The 16,143-nt window shown below is 75.1% G+C and carries 13 protein-coding genes; 7 read left to right on the top strand and 6 right to left on the bottom strand.

Translation table 11 applies throughout. From position 1 onward, the window contains the following. Nucleotides 1-177 precede the first annotated feature (177 nt). From ABUL08_RS29410 to ABUL08_RS29395, 4 genes are all read left to right on the top strand, one after another. Nucleotides 178-1,326, top strand: a complete 1,149-nt coding sequence (locus ABUL08_RS29410; protein WP_350938906.1) for a carboxylate-amine ligase — start codon at nt 178-180, stop codon at nt 1,324-1,326. Between the two features lie 45 nt (nt 1,327-1,371). Continuing rightward, the gene (locus tag ABUL08_RS29405) at nt 1,372-2,745 is read left to right on the top strand and encodes an FAD-dependent oxidoreductase (protein WP_350933305.1); all 1,374 of its coding nucleotides are present in this window, start codon (nt 1,372-1,374) and stop codon (nt 2,743-2,745) included. A 101-nt stretch (nt 2,746-2,846) separates the two neighbouring features. Next, nucleotides 2,847-4,265 (top strand): WGR domain-containing protein, encoded by a 1,419-nt coding sequence (locus ABUL08_RS29400; protein ID WP_350933304.1) that lies wholly within the window; start codon nt 2,847-2,849, stop codon nt 4,263-4,265. An 83-nt stretch (nt 4,266-4,348) separates the two neighbouring features. Continuing rightward, nucleotides 4,349-5,224: an aminoglycoside phosphotransferase family protein gene (locus tag ABUL08_RS29395; protein ID WP_350933302.1), complete on the top strand. Its 876-nt coding sequence runs from the start codon at nt 4,349-4,351 to the stop codon at nt 5,222-5,224. A 24-nt stretch (nt 5,225-5,248) separates the two neighbouring features. Here the strand turns inward: ABUL08_RS29395 and ABUL08_RS29390 are convergent, their stop codons facing one another. After that, nucleotides 5,249-6,058 carry an Fpg/Nei family DNA glycosylase gene (locus tag ABUL08_RS29390; RefSeq protein WP_350933301.1) on the bottom strand — a complete coding sequence of 270 codons (810 nt, stop codon included), beginning with the start codon at nt 6,056-6,058 and terminating at the stop codon, nt 5,249-5,251. A 157-nt stretch (nt 6,059-6,215) separates the two neighbouring features. Between ABUL08_RS29390 and ABUL08_RS29385 the strand changes: the two genes are divergently transcribed. The 3 genes from ABUL08_RS29385 (at nt 6,216) to rocD (ending at nt 9,358) form a co-directional block, all read left to right on the top strand. Next, nucleotides 6,216-6,947 (top strand): DUF4190 domain-containing protein, encoded by a 732-nt coding sequence (locus ABUL08_RS29385; protein ID WP_350933300.1) that lies wholly within the window; start codon nt 6,216-6,218, stop codon nt 6,945-6,947. 381 nt (nt 6,948-7,328) lie between these two features. Further along, a complete protein-coding gene (gene ddaH, locus ABUL08_RS29380; protein WP_350933299.1) occupies nt 7,329-8,144 on the top strand; it encodes a dimethylargininase in 816 nt (271 codons plus the stop codon). An 11-nt stretch (nt 8,145-8,155) separates the two neighbouring features. Then, nucleotides 8,156-9,358, top strand: coding sequence for an ornithine--oxo-acid transaminase (rocD, locus tag ABUL08_RS29375; RefSeq protein WP_377521974.1), 1,203 nt, complete (start codon nt 8,156-8,158; stop codon nt 9,356-9,358). Nucleotides 9,359-9,449: 91 nt separating this feature from the next. On the opposite strand, the gene ABUL08_RS29370 is transcribed toward rocD, so the two are convergent. From ABUL08_RS29370 to cutA, 5 genes are all read right to left on the bottom strand, one after another. Then, nucleotides 9,450-10,598 carry an FHA domain-containing protein gene (locus ABUL08_RS29370; protein WP_350933298.1) on the bottom strand — a complete coding sequence of 383 codons (1,149 nt, stop codon included), beginning with the start codon at nt 10,596-10,598 and terminating at the stop codon, nt 9,450-9,452. After that, nucleotides 10,595-10,888, bottom strand: a complete 294-nt coding sequence (locus ABUL08_RS29365; RefSeq protein WP_350933297.1) for a 4a-hydroxytetrahydrobiopterin dehydratase — start codon at nt 10,886-10,888, stop codon at nt 10,595-10,597. Before ABUL08_RS29365 ends, ABUL08_RS29370 begins: the two co-directional genes overlap by 4 nt. Nucleotides 10,889-10,946: 58 nt before the next feature. Beyond that, nucleotides 10,947-11,999 carry a fatty acid desaturase family protein gene (locus ABUL08_RS29360; RefSeq protein ID WP_350933295.1) on the bottom strand — a complete coding sequence of 351 codons (1,053 nt, stop codon included), beginning with the start codon at nt 11,997-11,999 and terminating at the stop codon, nt 10,947-10,949. Between the two features lie 127 nt (nt 12,000-12,126). Further along, a complete protein-coding gene (locus ABUL08_RS29355; protein WP_350933294.1) occupies nt 12,127-15,747 on the bottom strand; it encodes an SCO7613 C-terminal domain-containing membrane protein in 3,621 nt (1,206 codons plus the stop codon). A 47-nt stretch (nt 15,748-15,794) separates the two neighbouring features. Next, complete coding sequence (cutA, locus tag ABUL08_RS29350) at nt 15,795-16,115, bottom strand: divalent-cation tolerance protein CutA (RefSeq protein ID WP_350933293.1); 321 nt, start codon at nt 16,113-16,115, stop codon at nt 15,795-15,797. Between the last annotated feature and the right edge of the window lie 28 nt (nt 16,116-16,143).

The raw sequence follows: 16,143 nt of genomic DNA, 5'->3' as shown, positions 1-16,143 counted from the left end.
CTTGGCAGAAGGAAGAGCCTGTCAACGCATCCGGTATAGCAGGGGTCCCCCATTGGCACCCGACGAGGCGGCGCGCGGGGGAAGACACGCCGATGGTGGCGTTTCCCGAAATGGACACGGTGGGTAATGGGCGGATCGACGTACGCGGCACGGTGCCGCGACCGGCACGAGCGGACGGTGATGGTGATGAGCGGGTCAGTTGCGGAGCGGGAACGGGACGCCGCCCCCGGCGGCACCGATCTGCTCACCGTCGGCGTGGAGGAGGAGTTCCTCCTGGTCGACCCGCACACCGGTGCCGCCGTGCCGGCGGTGGACCTGGTCATGGAGCAGGTGCCGGCGGAGCTGCGCGGTCAGATCGAACGCGAGTTCCAGACCAGCCAGATCGAGATCGGCACCCCGCCCGGCCTGGAACTCTCCTCGATCCGCCACTCGCTGGGCGTGCTGCGCGGTGAGCTCTCCGCCGCCGCCGAGCGGGCCGGCGTACGGCTGCTCGCGATCGGCACCGGCCCGGTGGACGGCCCGGTCCCGCCGGTGGTCGACAAGCCCCGCTTCGACCGGATGATCGAACGGTTCCGGCTGCTCGTGCCCGGTCCCGGCAACAACGGCATGCACGTGCACGTCGGCGTGCCGGACGGCGACACGGGCGTGCAGGTGCTCAACCACGTCCGGCCCTGGCTGCCGATCCTGCACGCGATGACCACCAACTCCCCGTTCTCCCGGGGCGAGGACACCGGGTACGCGAGCTGGCGCTCGGTGGAGTGGGAACGCTGGCCGTCGGTCGCGCCCACCCCCTACCTGACCTCCCACGAGCACTACGAGCGGCTGATCCGGCAGCTCATCGCGACCGGCGTGATGCTCGACGAGGGGATGCTCTACTGGTACGCCCGACTGTCGGCGAAGTACCCGACGGTGGAGATCCGGATCGGTGACGTCTGCCCGTCGGTGGACGACACGGTGCTGGTCGCCGCCCTGGTGCGGGCCCTGGTGGCGACCGCGATGACGGACATCGCGGCCGGCCGCGCCCCGATCCGCACCGACCACCACCTGCTGGTGGCCGCGCACTGGCGGGCCGCCCACGACGGGCTGGAGGGCGAGGGCGTGGACGTCACCGACGGCGAGCTGCGGCCCATGTGGGAGCTGCTGGACCGGCTGGTCGACCGGCTGCGTCCGGAGCTGACCCGGCACGGCGACCTCGACCAGGTGACCGAGCTGCTGGGCGGGCTGCGCCGGCACGGCAGCGGGGCGGCGCGGCAGCGGGCGGTCTTCGCGCGTACCGGTCGGTTGGTGGACGTGGTGGAGGACGTGGCCCGGCAGACCCGTGGCTGACCGGCACCGGCCCGCGGACGGGCCGGGCGTGACAGGATGGGCGTCGTGGCGGAACGGCTGATCGTCGTCGGCGGGGACGCGGCCGGGATGGCCGCCGCGTCCCAGGCCCGGCGTCGCCGGGACCGGGACGACCTGGAGATCGTCGCCTTCGAGCGGGGGCACTTCACGTCCTACTCGTCCTGCGGCATCCCCTACTGGATCGGTGGGGTGGTGCCCGACCGGGACCAGCTCGTCGCCCGGGATCCCGAGACCTTCCGCACGTCGTTCGACATCGACGTCCGGCTGCGGCACGAGGTGACCGGCATCGACCTGGAGCGCCGCGAGGTGGTCGCCCGGAACCTGGCCGGCGGCGGCGAGGTCCGCGAGCGTTTCGACCAGCTGGTGTACGCCACCGGAGCCGTCCCGCTGACGCCCGACTGGGCGCGCACCGACGCCGACGGGGTGTTCGGCGTGCAGACGCTCGACGACGGGGCGGCGCTGCGCGACTGGCTGGACCGGGAGCCGACGCCGCGCCGGGCGGTGGTGGTGGGCGGCGGCTACATCGGCGTCGAGATGGCCGAGGCGCTGATCAAGCGGGGGCTCACCGTCGACCTGGTCGAGCAGGCCGACCAACCGATGTCCACCGTGGACGCCGACATGGCCGAGCTGGTATCCGACGCGATGCGCGGCATCGGCATCGGCATCCGTACCGGACTGACGGTGACCGGCCTGGAGACCCGGGACGGCCGGGTCACCGCGGTGGTCACCGCCGAGGGGCCGATGCCGGCCGACGTCGTGGTCCTGGGCCTCGGCGTACGCCCGAACATCGCCGTCGCGCAGGCCGCCGGCCTGCCGATCGGGCCCTCCGGCGGGGTACGCACCGACCGGCGGATGCGGGTGCCCGGGGTACCGGGCGTCTGGGCCGCCGGGGACTGCGTCGAGACCCTGCACCGGGTCAGCGGGCTGCCGGTGCACATCCCGCTCGGCACGCACGCCAACAAGCAGGGCCGGGTGGCCGGGATCAACATCGGCGGCGGGTACGCCACCTTCCCGGGCGTGATCGGCACGGCCGTGACCAAGGTCTGCGACCTGGAGGTGGGGCGTACCGGCCTGCGCGAGCGGGACGCCGCCTCGGCCGGCTTCGAGTTCGTCTCGGTGGTCGCCGAGTCGACCAGCCGGGCCGGCTACTACCCCGGTTCCCGGCCGATGACGGTCAAGCTGCTCGCGGAGCGCCCCAGCGGGCGGCTGCTCGGGGCGCAGATCGTCGGCTGGTCCGAGGCGGCCAAGCGGATCGACACCCTCGCGGTGGCGCTGTGGAACGGCATGACGGTGGACGAGATGACCTCGCTGGATCTCGGCTACGCCCCGCCGTACGCGCCGGTCTGGGATCCGGTGCTGATCGCCGCCCGCAAGGCCGTCGACGCCCTCGACCGCCGCTAGGAGCGGTCAGCGGGGACCCGATCTTGTCGGGGGGCGCGGTTAGGTTCGGGGTGTTGGCGCAGTGCCGGGTCCGGCGTTGATTCCCCCTCGGAGGCATCCCCATGTCGCAGGAGACGACCTATCTCGAACTGTCCGAAGTGGACGGTGCGCACAAGTTCTACGAGGTGGTGGTGGACAACACCGCGATGACCGTGCGCTACGGCCGGATCGGCGACCAGGGTCAGGTCAAGACCGCGAGCTACCCCGACAACACCCGGGCCCGGGCCGCCGCCGCGAAGAAGATCGGCGAGAAGATCCGCAAGGGGTACGCCCCGGCGACCCCCGGCGTACGCCAGAAGCGCACGGTCTCCCGCCGGCAGATCGTCAGCACCCGCTCCACCGCCCGCACCGCTCCGGTCCTCTGGCGGTACGCGTCGGGCGCGCCCGCGTTCGGCATCTTCGTCGACGGGCAGAGCTGCATGGTGGGCAACGAGCACGGGGTGATCACCACGCTGGGCCACGACGCGCGGGTGCTGAACCAGGTCCGGCTCCCCGACGGGGTGAAGTGCATCGTGGCCGACGACGCCTGGATCTATGCCGGCTGCGACGACGGCAACGTCTACGACCTCTCCGGCAAGGTGCCCCGGGCGGCGTACGCGATCGCGCCGGAGATCGACATCTACTGGCTGGACATCCACGACGGGGTGCTGGGCGTCTCCGACGCCGACGGCGGCATCGCCGCGATCGACCACGAGGACGAGTTCCTCTGGCGGCGGGCGGGGCGTGGCCGGTCCGCGTGGATGGTCCGTTGCGACACCGACGCGCTCTACCACGGCCACTCCCAGGGCGTCACCGGCTACGACTGGCGCACCGGGCGGGAGCTGTGGCACACCCCCACCGGATCGGTGCTCTTCGGCTGGCAGGAGCGGACGGCCGTCTTCGCGGGCACCGGCACGCGGGAGGTGGTGCGGCTGCGCAAGGACGGGCGCGCCGAGCGGACGTACCGCTGCGACGCCCCGGTCTTCTCCTGCGCCACCGCCGAGGAGGGCCGGTACGTCTTCGCCGGCGACAGCCAGTCCTCGATCTACTGCTTCGACCAGGCCGGCACCCGGCTCTGGAAGCTCGGCACCGGCTGCGGCTCGGCCTACTCCATGCAATACCACGACGAGCGCCTCTACGTGGTGACCACCAGCGGCCACCTGGCCTGCATCGACGCCAGCGAGCCGGCGATCCGGGCGGCCGAGGCGGGCAGCGTGCCGGAGGTCGTCGACGTCAAGGCGCCGGTCCGGCTGCCCGAGCCGGCGGCCTGGTCCACGGTCGAGGTGACCACCGACGACTCCGACGGCGTGGTGGTGCAGTGCGTCGACGACGGCGGCCGGCTCCGCATCCACGTGCTCTCCTCCGGCTACCACCGGGACTGGTCGGTGCAGTTCCCCAAGGGCATCCGGGAGCCGGGCGCGCGCTACCTGGTCACCGAGGTCCGCGAGTCCGGCCGCGGCGGCTTCTACCGCGCGTACGGCGACATCCGCCGACTGCGCTGACCGCTCCCCCGCGCGCCACCGGCCGGCGCGGTCGCTCCGGAGTCGGTGGTACGCGGCGGCCGGGCTTCGTCCAGAATGGTCGGATGGCGACGGAGCTGGAGATTCCGGACGGGCTGCGCTGGGTCGAGCGGGTGCCGGCCGGGCGGGACTGGTTGGCGGTGCTGCCGGAGCGGCTGGCCGCCTGCGTGGACCGCTGGGGGCTGCGGGTGGGCCGGCCCTACCCGTACGCGTTCGCGTCACTGGCGATGCCGGCGGAGCTGCCGGACGGCACCCCGGCGGTGCTGAAGCTCCAGTTCCCGGACGACGACAGCATGCACGAGGCGACGGCGTTGGCGCACTGGGCGGGCCGGGGCGCGATCCGGCTGCTCGACCACGCCCCGGAGCGGCGGGCGCTGCTGGTCGAGCGGTGCGTGCCCGGTACCCCGCTGCACCGGGTGCCGGCCGATGAGGCGCTCGACGCGGTGGTGGAGCTGCTGCCCCGGCTCGGGGTGCCGGCCGGCCCGCCGTTCACCTCGCTCGCCGAGGAAGCGGCCGGGTGGGCGGAACGGATGCCGGTCAACTGGGAACGGGTCGGCCGCCCGTACGAGCGGCGACTGCTCGACGCGGCGCTCGGGCTCCTCGCCGACCTGGTGCCGAGCCAGGGCGAGCAGGTGCTGGTCAACCAGGATCTGCACGCCGGCAACGTGCTCCGGGCGACCCGGGAGCCGTGGCTGGTCATCGACCCGAAGCCGCTGGTGGGTGAGCGGGAGTTCGCGCCGGTCCCGATGGTGCGCGGCGCGGAGCTGGGCCACTCACCGGCCGCGGTGCGGCACCGGCTGGACCGGCTCTGCGCCGAGCTGGGGCTCGACCGGGAACGGGTCCGGGGTTGGACGGTCGCGCAGACGCTGGCCTGGAGCATCGGCGGCGACGACGTCTTCCCCCGCCAGGTCGAGGTCGTCCGCTGGCTCCTCGACGACTGACCGGGCAACCGGCGGTGCGCGTCCTCACCCGCGTTGGCAGGTGGGGCACCAGTAGAGGTTGCGGCCGGCCAGCTCGCCCCGACTGACCTCGGTGCCGCAGACGTGGCAGGGCGCGCCGGGGCGGCGGTAGACGTACACCTCGCCGCCGTGCCGGTCGACGCGGGCCGGGCGGCCGGTCGCCTCGGGCAGGTGGGCGTCCCGCACGGTGTCGATCCGGCCCCGCTCGACGGCGAGGGTCATCAGCGCGACCAGGTCGGCCCAGAGTTCCCGCCAGCCTGCGGGGGTCAGCTCACGGCCGGGCAGCAGCGGCGGCAGGCCGGCCCGGAACAGCGCCTCGGTCACGAAGATCAGCCCGGTGCCGGCCACCACGGACTGGTCGAGCAGGAGCGCCGCGAGCGGCGTCGGGCTGCGGGAGATCCGGGCGTACGCCCGGTCCGGGTCGGCGTCGGCGCGCAGCGGGTCCGGGCCGAGCCGGTCGCGCAGCGCCGCCACCTCGGGCGGGGTGAGCAGCTCACAGGCGGTCGGCCCGCGCAGGTCCAGCCAGTGCCGGTCACTCGTCAACCGCAGCCGCACCTGCCCGACCGGCGGGGGCGGCTCGCCGGGGCCGTCGGTGAACCGCCCGTAGAGCCCGAGGTGGACGTGCAGGGTCAGCTCGCCGGCGTAGTGGTGCAGCAGATGCTTGCCGTACGCCTCGGTGCCGTCCAGGACGGTGCCGGTGAGCCGGGCCGCGCCCTCGGCGAAGCGGCCCTGCGGGCTGGCGGCGTGCACCTTGTCGCCGACGAAGAGCTCGGCGTGCCGGGCCGCCAGGCGGTGGATGGTGTGTCCCTCTGGCACGCCGGCAACGGTAGCCCGACGGGCGGCGCGGCCGGTAACGCAAGCCGCCGGTCGTCGACGGGTGTCGCTGCCGGTCCGCGGGGGTACCTCCCCGGTACGTCATGCGTGGCTGTCCTCCGCGTTCGCGGCCTCCACGCCCTTGACCAGGAGGTGTGAAGTGAAGATTCTGTCCCGCCGGAACGGACCGGCACGCGACAGCGACGTGAACGGCGACGGCCGGGTCGACGGGCGGGACCACGTCCCGGCGACCGACCGGGTGGACGACCCGGGGCGTCCGGCGGTCGCCGAACGCGACGACGACGGCACGACCTACCGCAGCAGCACCACCCCGGCCGACGGCGGTCGCGTCTCGGAGGCGGAGCGACGGGCGGCCGACCGGGCGGCGACCGCGCGTGCCGCGACCGGGCGACCGATGGCGCCGGACACCGTGCGGCGCACCGACCCGGAGCCCACCCTGGAGCGCACCGTCGACCTGGACGGGCACCGGACCGACCGGGACGCCACCCTCGAACAGCCGGTGCAGCGGGACCTCGACCGGCCCGTCGCGCCGGCCGTGGTCGGTCCGAAGCCCCGGGCCAGCCTGCTGGCGACGCTCGGCCTGATCGTCTCGGTGGTCGGCGCGCTCTTCGTGCTCACCGGCACCCTCGCCGGGTACGGCGTGGGGCTCGGCGCGGTCGGCGCGGTCCTCGCGGTGCTGGGTCTGATCGCCACCCGCCGCCGGCACGTGGCCGGCAAGCTGGACGCCCTGATCGGCATCGTCGTCGGACTGGCCGCCGTGGTGCTCGGCATCGTGGCGCTGACCGGTCAGTTCGACTGGCCGACGACGGACGGCGACTGGGTGGGCCGACTGCGCGAGTGGCTCGACTCACAGTTTGCCGGCCTGTTCTGAGGGGCATCTTTCCACTCGCCGGCGCATCGCCGGCACGCCCGACCAGCTCCGGTGGTTCACCGGCCGGGCAACACCTCTTTCGGGGGCGGCGGTTCGCCGCCCCCGAAGTGTGTCTCCACCCCGCCGGTCGGGGTTGCGGACAAGCTCCGTCAATGCCTCCGAACCGGCCCCGCCGCTGCATGATCAACTGCCCGCCGGGGTTGCCGAGCGTCTGCGCAATGAATCGCCGACGGGCGGGGGTTAGACGCAACGATTGCGCGTCCTACGCAAGTTCCGGCGGTGGATGTCGTCGGCCCGGGGCGCATACCGTTGACCAACGGCGCCAGCCCGTGGGCCACGGTGGCCGGGGCGCGCCCGACCGCTGGGAGCAGGACAATGACGATGGACGCCACCAGGCAGCGTTTTCTGATGTGCCGGCCGACGTACTTCGCCGTCGACTACGCGATCAACCCGTGGATGGACCCGACCGCCCCGGTCGACGCCGACCTGGCGATCCGGCAGTGGGAGCAGCTGCGCCAGACGTACCTGGACCTGGGCCACGAGGTCGAGCTGGTCGACCCGGTCGCCGGCCTGCCGGACATGGTCTTCGCCGCCAACGGCGGCACGGTGATCGACGGCAAGGCCATGGCGGTGCAGTTCCGCGACCCGCAGCGCGCCGACGAGGCGCCCGCCTTCCGGGCCTGGTTCGAGGCCGCCGGCTTCGAGATGTACGACCCGAAGCACATCAACGAGGGCGAGGGCGACGTCCTGCTGGTCGGTGACCACCTGCTCGCCGGCACCGGCTTCCGCACCGCGCACGCCTCGCACGCCCAGCTCCAGGAGGTCTTCGGTTACCCGGTGATCACCATGCAGCTGGTCGACCCGCGCTTCTACCACCTGGACACCGCGCTGACCGTGCTCGACGAGCGGACCGTGGCGTACCTGCCGGAGGCGTTCTCGCCCGGCAGCCGGGCGGTGCTGCGCCGGCTCTTCCCGGACGCGATCCACGCCACCATGGCCGACGCCGAGGTGCTGGGCCTGAACGCGGTCAGCGACGGGAAGCACGTGGTGCTGCCCGCGCAGGCCACCGACCTGGCGGCCAAGCTGCGCGACCGGGGCTACGAGACCATCGGCATCGACCTGTCCGAGCTGCGCAAGGCCGGCGGCGGACCGAAGTGCTGCACGCTGCGACTCCGTCAGGGAAAGGCAAGCAAGTGATCGTGGACGACATGCTGCGGACGCCGGGGGCGGTACGCGACGCCGAGCGCCACACCGCGCACAACTACCACCCGCTGCCGGTGGTGATCTCCTCCGCCGAGGGCGCCTGGCTGACCGACGTGGACGGTCGGCGTTACCTGGACTGCCTGGCCGGCTACTCGGCGCTGAACTTCGGCCACCGGCACCCCAAGCTGATCGAGGCCGCGCACGCGCAGCTCGACAAGCTGACCCTGACCAGCCGGGCGTTCATCCACGACCAGTTCGCCGACTTCTGCAAGGAGCTGGCGGAGCTGTGCGGCAAGGACCTGGTCCTGCCGATGAACACCGGCGCCGAGGCGGTGGAGACCGGCATCAAGGTCGCCCGCAAGTGGGGCTACCAGGTCAAGGGCGTCGCCCCGGGCCAGGCGAACATCGTGGTGATGGAGGGCAACTTCCACGGCCGGACCACCACCATCGTCAGCTTCTCCACCGACGAGGACGCCCGCGCCGACTTCGGGCCGTACACGCCGGGCTTCACCGTGGTGCCCTACGGCGACCTGGACGCGCTGACCGCCGCGATCGACGAGAACACCGTCGCGGTGCTGCTGGAGCCGATCCAGGGCGAGCAGGGCGTCGTGCTGCCGCCGGAGGGCTACCTGCCGGCCGTCCGCCGGGTCTGCACCGAGAACAACGTGCTCTTCATCGCCGACGAGATCCAGTCCGGTCTGGGCCGGACCGGGCACACCTTCGCCTGCGAGCACGAGGGCGTCGTGCCCGACATGTACCTGCTGGGCAAGGCGCTCGGCGGCGGCATCGTGCCGGTCTCCGCGGTCGCCGCGAACGCCGACGTGCTCGGGGTGCTCAAGCCGGGCCAGCACGGCTCGACCTTCGGCGGCAACCCGCTGGCCTGCGCGGTCGCCACCGAGGTGGTCCGGCTGCTGGCCACCGGCGAGTTCCAGCGCCGCTCCGCCGAGCTGGGCGAGCGGCTGCGGGCCGGGCTGGAGGGGCTGCTCGGCAAGGGCCTCGTCGCCGTCCGGGTCCGGGGCCTCTGGGCCGGCGTCGACCTCGACCCGGCCCTGATGACCGGCCGGCAGGCCTGCGAGCGGCTGATGGAGCGGGGCGTCCTGGCCAAGGACACCCACGGCTCGACCATCCGGCTCGCCCCGCCGCTGGTGATCACCGAGGAGGAGATCGACCACGCGGTGGCGCAGCTCGCCGCCGTCCTGGCCGGCTGATCTCCCGGCCGGCCGCCGGAGGCGGCTGATTCCCCGTACGCGAAAGGGCGCCGGGACCGTCACGGTCCCGGCGCCCTTCGTCGTCCCGCCGTCAGGGCCGGGGCAGTCGCATCGCCATGGTGGGGGCCTCGGCCATCACCGAGGTCGGGGTGAACGGGGCACCCCGGGGCAGCTCGTCGGCGCGGCCGATCTGCACCCCCGGATAGAGCTCCACGATGTCGCCCTCGGCCAGCACCCGGGACTGCTGCGGGGCGAGCTTCAACCGGTCCGGCTCGGCCATCGAGCCGGCCGGTCGGATGCCGGAGCCGTTGGTGCTGGTGTCGGTGACCACCACCTCGCCCACGCGCAGCTCGAAGCGGACGTGGCTGCGGCTGATCCAGCGCCGCGACTCGTCGTTGAGCCACTGGCCGAGGGTGATCCCGCCGTCGGTGTCCGGCGCGCGGCCGACCAGCACCGGCTGGGTCTCGGTGAGCACGAAGCGCCGCCGGACCAGCCCGCCGATCCGCACCGCCAGCACCTCCGTACGCGGTCGCGGCCCCGCGTCACCGAGCCGGGTGCCGTGCCGCGGGCAGGTGGGCACGCCGCCCCGCAGGGTGGGCGGCGGCTGCCCGGCCGGGGCGCGGTCCACCCGGGCCAGGTCGGCGAAGGCGCCACCGCCCCCGCCGCCGCCGAAGAGCGCGCAGCCCGGCTCGGGGCACCGCCACTGCCGGGCGAGCAGCTTCGCGCCGACCGGTGACCGGCTGCCGGACGCCGGGCTCTGCCCGCCACCGACGTGGGCGATGAAGACCGGTCCACCGGCCCCGGGCACCGGGGCGAGCACCCGACCGGGCTGCCCGAGCCACGGGAACCGACCGCCCAGGCCGTCGAAGCGGACCCGGCTGAGCACCGGCAGGCCGAGCAGGTCGGCCACCTCCAGCACCCGGTCGCCCGGCTGGTCCAGCACCTCCACCAGGCCGTCGTCGGCCCAGCGGCGGACCACCATCCGCTCGTTGGAGGTCAGGTCGGCGTCGGAGAGCAGGGCCCGGTGCACGATGGCATAGACCGGGACGCTGTCCTCCTCCAGTTGGCGGGCCAGCGCGTCGATGACCATGCCGAGCCGCAGCAGGCTGGCTGGCCGGCCGCCGTCCAGGTCCTGCCAGCGGATCACCTCGGCCAGGTCGACGACGGCACGCGCCAGCGAGGGGTCGGTGCAGACCCGCCCCTCGATGGCGTCCAGCACCTTGCTGATCTCAAATCTCATCGGACGCTCCGGACGATCTCGTCGATCCGCCGGGCCAGCGCCACGTCCCGGTGGGTGACCCCGCCGGAGGAGTGGGTGACGCAGCGGAAGGTCAGGGTCCGCCATCGGATGTCGATGTCGGGGTGGTGGTCGAGTTCCTCGGCCACCTCGGCCACCCGGTCGACCACCGCGACGGCGGCCGGGAAACTGCCGAACTCGACGGTGCGGCTGATCCCGGTCGGATCACCCGACCACTCCGCCAGCCCGCCCAGCTCGTCTCGCACCGCCTGCGCGGTGAGCACGTCTGCCATGCGACGACCCTACCGGGAGGCCGTCCAGCGCTCCCGGCACGGCCCGTGAGCAGGGACGTCAGCCGTCGCGCAGCGGGCGGCCGACCTCGTGCAGATGCCCCAGCGCCTGCCGGTACGACTCGACCAGCCCGGTCTCCGCGTACCCGACGCCCCGCTGCGCGCAGTACGCCCGGACGATCGGCTGCGCCCGGCGCAGGTTGGCCCGCGGCATGTTCGGGAAGAGGTGGTGCTCGATCTGATAGTTGAGCCCGCCCAGCGCCGCGTCCACGAACCGGCCACCGCGTACGTTGCGCGAGGTGAGCACCTGCTTACGCAGGAAGTCGAGGTCGTCGCCGGCGGTCGGCATCGGCATGCCCTTGTGGTTCGGGGCGAAGGCGCAGCCCATGTAGAGGCCCCAGAGTCCCTGCTGGACGACGACGAAGAGCAGCGCCTTCACCGGCGACATCACCGCGAGGAGCAGCCCCAGGAAGCCGACGGCGTGCGCGACGAGCAGCACCGCCTCCACCGCCCGGTGCCGGACCGGGGTGGCCCACCCACCGTCCGGCGACCGACCCACCAGCGCCCGGACGCTCGCCACGTGCAGCGCCAGCCCCTCCAGCAGCAGCATCGGGAAGAAGAACCACGCCTGCCGGGCCGCCAGCCACCGCCCGAACCCGCGGGTCGCCCTTGCCTGCTCGTCCGTCCAGACCAGGGCACCCGCCCCGACGTCCGGGTCGGAGTCGGCGTGGTTCGGGTTGGCGTGGTGCCGGTTGTGCTTGTCGACCCACCAGCCGTAGCTGAGCCCGACGGCGAGGTTGCCGGCGACCAGCCCGGCGAGTTCGCTCGGCCACCGGCGGCGGAACATCTGCCGGTGCCCGGCGTCGTGCCCGAGGAACGCCACCTGGGTGGTGGCCACCGCCATGCCGACCGCGAGGAGGAGCTGCGCCCACGAGTCACCGAGCGCCACCACACCCGCCCAGCCGGCGACGAAGGCACCCAGCGTGAGCACGATCCGCAGGACGTACGAGCCGGGGCGGCGGTCCAGCAGGCCGGCCTCGGCGATCCGCCGGGACAGCCCGGCGTAGTCGCTGCCCCGGCGTACCGGGGGTTCCGTCAGCATCGGGGCGGTCATCCGCGCTCTCCCGTCGTCGGTGCGGGCCACGCCGTTCGGCGCGGCCCTGCTCACCGAGTCTGGTCGAAACCGTTGCCGTGAGTAATCCTGGCAACCCCCGAACCGATGGTGAGGCCGACCCTACCCCTCATCCCATCCTTCCGACCACGCTCCGTAGTCTGTGCAGGTCACGACGGCGCCGCTCGTAGGTGGCGGCGAGCCCGATCAGGGCCAGTCCGCCGACCGCCAGGAAGATCCACCGGGGCAGCAGGTCCCAGCCCCGGGCCAGCTCGTGCAGGGCGAGCGGCACCAGGACGACACTGCCCAGCACCGCCGGGGCCTGCCAGCGCCGGACCGCGCCGACCAGCACGGCGGCGACCGCCGCCGCGCCGAGCGCCAGCCGCCGCCACGGCTGCGGGTCGGGGGCCACCAGCACCGACACCAGGCTGGGCAGCAGCGCCGCCACGAGGCCCGGGCCGAGCGCCAGCCAGCTGGTCAGCCCGGGTCGGCCGCCCAGTGCCACCAGACCGGCGGCCAGGGCCAGCACGGCCGCCGGCACGGTGTACGCCTCCAGCAGCACCACCCCACCGGCCGCGAGCAGCAGCCAGCCGCCGAGCAGCTCGCTGACCCCGGCGATCGCGGCGAGGGCCCGCCGCCGGGCCGGGGACTCACCCCGGCGCAGCACCCGCAGCGCCACCGCCACGCCCCACAGCACGCAGACCGTCGCCGCGTGCCGCAGCGCACCCCAGGCCAGCAGCACCGCCAGCAGCGCGACCGCCTGCCCGGCGGCCTCCACCGCCAGCCCGACCGTCGACGCCGCGGCGGCCTCCCGGCGGGCGAGCAGCGGCGCCGCGTGCAGCGCCGCCACCGCCACCGCCAGCACCGCGAACGCGGCGGTCCGTACCGGCAGGCCACCCGCCAGCGACGCGGTCAGCGCGAAGCCGGTCGCCGCCAGCACCGCCGCCGGCCAGCCGGCGAGCCGGGTGACCGGGTGCCGGCCGGCCGTACCCACGGCTGCCGCCGCGACGACCAGCACACCCAGGCCGGCGAGCGTGCCCGCCCGGGTGGCGAGCAGCCCGGCCAGCCCCGACGCGCCGAGCACCAGGCCCACCGGCACGGCGACCGGCACCAGCGCCGGACGCGGCGCGGCCAGGGCCGCGACGAGCAGTGCGGCCACCCCGACGGCGTACGCCACGGCCGGCGTCACCGGCCAGGGCGCCGGTACGGCCGCCAGCAGCACCGGCAGCGCCAGCGCGGCGAACGGCAGCGCGGCCGTCGCCGGCAGCCACCGCCCACCCCGCACGATCCGCAGGTACGCCGCCCCGGCCGCCGCGAGCAGCAGCAGCGCCGCCCCGGCTCCCCAGGCCCCCCGCACCGGCTCGACGGCGGGCACCCCCGACCAGGGCCGTACGGGCAGGCCACCGAGGACCCGCAGGACCGTCGGGGCGGTGGCGAGCGCGGCGAGCCCGGCCAGCGCGACGCCCGCCACCCGGGGGGCGGGTGCCGGCCGACCACCGCCACCGGAGGCCAGCGCCAGCAGCACGCCCAGCGCGGCGTACCCCGCCACCGGTTCGGCGGCCGGTACGACCAGCGGTGCGACGCCGAGCAGCACGAGCGTCCCGGCCAGCCCGGTCGAGGCGTACCCGAGCAGGTCCGGCCAGTGTCGACGGACCGCGAGCGTGCCGAGCACCAGCACCCCGGCGGCGACGGCCACGCCCCGCAGCTGCCACCAGGCCGGCGCCCCGACGGCGAAGAGCCCGACGGCCACCCCGACCGGTACGGCGAGCACCGCCGCGAGCAGCGCGCCACCGCCGACGGCCGGCTGGACGCCGTGACCGCGCCGCCCCCGGGCCGCCACGGCGAGTCCGACCACGACGACCACGGCGAGCGCCACCACCGGGCCGGCCGGGTCGGCGAGCGCCACCAGCAGCCCGTGCGCGGTCAGCGCGGCACCGGCCAGCGCCGGGGTCAGCACGGTCGGGTGGCCCGTGCGGGGCCGCAGTACGGCGGCCAGCAGCAGCGCCGCGCCGGCCACCAGGTCGACCGCCACCACCGTCGGCCACGGGGTGGCCGCGATCGCCGGGGCGGCCAGCACGGCCAGGGTGCCCCCGAGCACCCCGACGACCGGTCGGGCGGCCCGGGGCAGCAGCAGCGCCGCCGCCGCGGCGGTGAGCAGCACGGCAACCGGCAGTTGCCAGCCCCAGTGCGGCGCCGGCACCGCATCGGCGCCCCGCCACGCCGGCAGCGAGCCGTCCACCACCCGCCCGGCCTGGTACGCGGTGAGCGACGCGCCGACCTGGGCGAGTCCCGCCGCCACCACCAGCGCCCCCACCCGGGGCCCGGTACGCAGCCGCGCCGGCAGCAGCCGCACCGCCCCGGCCAGCCCGAGCCCGATCACCGCGGCGGCCACCAGCAGCAGCCCCGGCCGCAGCGCGCCGACCGGCCGCAGCAGTGCGGTGGCGAGCACCGGCACCAGCAGCCCGGCGGTCGCCACCCGGAACGTCCGGCCACCGGCCAGCAGCGCGCCGCCGTGCAGGGCCAGCGCCACCATCAGCAGCGGACCCCCGGCCAGCAGCGGCGTACCGGCCGCCCGGCCCAGGGCCAGCGGCACCAGCGCACAGCCGGCGGCGGCGGCCAGCGCGACCGCGTACCCCAGCCAGCCGAGCACCCGGCCGGCGACGACCGCCGGGCTGCCCACGAGGATCGCCGGTCCGACCGGTGCGGCGGCGACCGGCCCCCCGCCGGCCACCGCCGCACCGATCCCCATCGGGGCAGGGTGGACCGGTCCCCCACCGGTCACCCCGCCCCCCGGTGCGCCGACGGGTGCCGGAGCGGCAACCCCCCGGCCGCGCAGGGCGACCACCATCACGAGGTCACCCAGCGCCACCGCCGTCAGCACCAGCGCCCAGCCCGCCGCGGACGGCCGGGCCGCCGCGGTGAGCAGCGGCAGCACCGGCTGCGCGATCAGCAGCGCCGCGAACCACGGCACGGTCAGCCGGCTGAGCAGCGCGTACCCGGCGGCGATCGCCGCGCCGGCCCCCCCGACCAGCGCGGCGTACCGGGTGCCGGGCCAGTCGGCCACGCCGGCCAGGTCGACGCTCCAGGCGGCGTACCCGTCGAGGAGCACCAGCAGCAGTCCCACCGCGGCGAACGTCTCGGCCGTGCCCCGCAGTCCGCGCCACCGGGCGACCAGCGGCACGGCGAGCGCCAGCACGGTGACCGCGACGAGGATCAGCGCCCGGCCGGCCACGCCGACCGCGGCCCAGGCCACCGCGGTGAAGACGATCGCGGCGGTGCCCAGCAGCAGTCCACCCAGGACGAACAGCAGCCCCTGCACGGTCCGCGTCGAGGTCTCCGGCCGCCCGGGGCGGGCCGGGACGCCGTACCCGGTCGGCGGCGTCGCGGGCAGCGGAGCCGGCGTCGCGGGCAGCGGAGCCGGCGTCGCGGGCAGCGGAGCCGGCGTCGCGGGCAGCGGAGCCGGCGGCGCGGGTCGGACCGGGACCGGCCGGGCCAGGGTCGGCGGCGGGATCTCCGCACGGATCCGGGCGGCCAGCTCCGACCGGCGCTGCCGGGCGGTGCCCAGCCGGGCCAGCAGATCCTGGTACGTCACCCGCGCCCGCTCCACCTCCGGCGCGAGCGTCGCGATCTCCCGGTCCAGCCGCACCACCTCGGCGGCGGGCGGGTACGGCGGTCGACCGCAGCCGGGGCACCCGGCGACGAGGTCGGCGGGTGCGCCGCAGCCGGGACAGGGGTAGCCGGTGTTCTCCACCCGGTCAGCATGGTGGGCCGGTCAAGGGCCGCCCAGAGTAGGAGTACCTAGGCCCTCGTGTGGTCGTGCACCCAGGCCGTGTACGCCGGGTTGCCGCTCTCCACCCGGGTCACCAAAATCTCCGGCACCTCGTACGGGTGGTTGGCGCGGAGCTGGTCGACCAGGGCGGTCACCCGGTCCGGGGCGGTCTTGAACTGCACCGACCACTCGGCGGTGGTCTGGATCGCGGACTGCCACCAGTAGGTGCTGTCCACCTGTCCGCCGACCTGGGCACAGGCCGCCAGTCGCCCGGCGACGGCCGCAGCCGCCAGCACGTCGGCGACCCCGCGCGAGTCCACCACCGTCGTCACCACGCAGATCTGCTCCACGAGCGCACCATACGTGGGATTTCTGCGG

Source organism: Micromonospora sp. CCTCC AA 2012012, assembly GCF_040499845.1.
Lineage (GTDB): Bacteria > Actinomycetota > Actinomycetes > Mycobacteriales > Micromonosporaceae > Micromonospora > Micromonospora mangrovi.
The sequence above is the reverse complement of the archived record's forward strand: the minus strand, read 5'-3'. Positions and strand labels throughout refer to the sequence as shown.

Coding starts and splice junctions, on each gene's coding strand:
- ABUL08_RS29395 (WP_350933302.1), top strand. CDS start 4,349: ATGGCGACGGAGCTGGAGATTCCGGACGGGCTGCGCTGGGTCGAGCGG.
- rocD (WP_377521974.1), top strand. CDS start 8,156: ATGCTGCGGACGCCGGGGGCGGTACGCGACGCCGAGCGCCACACCGCG.
- ABUL08_RS29360 (WP_350933295.1), bottom strand. CDS start 11,999: ATGACCGCCCCGATGCTGACGGAACCCCCGGTACGCCGGGGCAGCGAC.
- ABUL08_RS29370 (WP_350933298.1), bottom strand. CDS start 10,598: ATGAGATTTGAGATCAGCAAGGTGCTGGACGCCATCGAGGGGCGGGTC.
- ABUL08_RS29365 (WP_350933297.1), bottom strand. CDS start 10,888: ATGGCAGACGTGCTCACCGCGCAGGCGGTGCGAGACGAGCTGGGCGGG.
- ddaH (WP_350933299.1), top strand. CDS start 7,329: ATGGACGCCACCAGGCAGCGTTTTCTGATGTGCCGGCCGACGTACTTC.
- ABUL08_RS29400 (WP_350933304.1), top strand. CDS start 2,847: ATGTCGCAGGAGACGACCTATCTCGAACTGTCCGAAGTGGACGGTGCG.